This is a genomic window from Methylobacterium sp. WL69, assembly GCF_008039485.1.
In the GTDB taxonomy this organism is placed as follows: domain Bacteria; phylum Pseudomonadota; class Alphaproteobacteria; order Rhizobiales; family Beijerinckiaceae; genus Methylobacterium.
The window spans coordinates 1-1,022 of record NZ_VRUZ01000203.1; the positions used below are offsets into that span (position 1 = coordinate 1).

Here is a 1,022-nt window from a genome sequence, read left to right on the forward strand (position 1 = left end):
AGCGCCAGACCCTGATGGATCGCCGCTTGCGCCACCACGCGCAGGCCGCCTAACCTCTCACCCCAGATGGACCAGAGCCTCCGCTCCTGAACACCGCTGAATGTCCCAAATCATCTGACGACGGACAAACTCCAACATGGCTCGAAGCCATATCTCAGGGAGGACCACTTTTCAGGGGGAAGGCCAGGTCAGGGTCAGGGCGCACGACATTGAGCGTCAACCATTCGTGGACCAATGGCTGAGTCGAGTGAATGAACCGGGCTTTTAAGGAGGCAACCGTTAAGCGTGACTAACACGATAGGCACGTTCAACTATGGGAACACCCCACCGCCTTCCTCGACGCCTACAAGTTCGACCGGCGGCTCAAGACCCTACGCGGCCTCGGGCCGTACTAAGTGACATGCCGAGCATACGCAGACGATCCAGACCGTTCCATATACGATCCAACCCATCTAATCTTGGGACTGAACACAATTCCAATCCCAAACTTTCGTCTAAGCCGGACCTCCGATTGAGACTGAGCAAGGCCTCCCGATGCATCGAGGGATTAGAGGAAACGAGCTTGAAGGGCATGGCGGGGCTTGCTTACTCGACGCGATGCTCACAAAACCGTCGGTGCAACCAGATTGCAAACTAAGCGACCCGCTGCACTTCGCTTCCCTTACGATGATAGAATGATCCATGCGACCTATGTCGCTACTGGACGACGTTTCCCCCTTTGAGGTTCTGGCTATGACGCAGGTAGGGTTTGAGCTGATCCACCCCGTGATCCTATGCGGCGGATCGGGAACCCGCCTCTGGCCGGCCTCACGCGAGAGCATGCCGAAGCAGTTCACCCCCCTGGTGAACGCCGAATCCTCCACCTTTCAGGATACGGCGCGCCGGGTGCTCGATCCGGCGGTGTTCGGCCGCCCGACGGTCATCAGCAACAGCGAGGCCCGCTTCATCGTCGCCGAGCAGCTGCTCCAGGCCGGGGTCGGCGCCGACATCGTGCTCGAACCCGAGCGGCGGGATTCGGCCGC

The 1,022-nt window shown here is 59.6% G+C and carries 1 protein-coding gene; it reads left to right on the forward strand.

Features of this window, described 5'->3' with window-relative positions; genetic code table 11:
- Nucleotides 1-732: 732 nt before the first annotated feature.
- The coding region (locus FV218_RS22455; protein ID WP_246685244.1) for a sugar phosphate nucleotidyltransferase at nucleotides 733-1,022 on the forward strand (290 nt) is incomplete at its 3' end.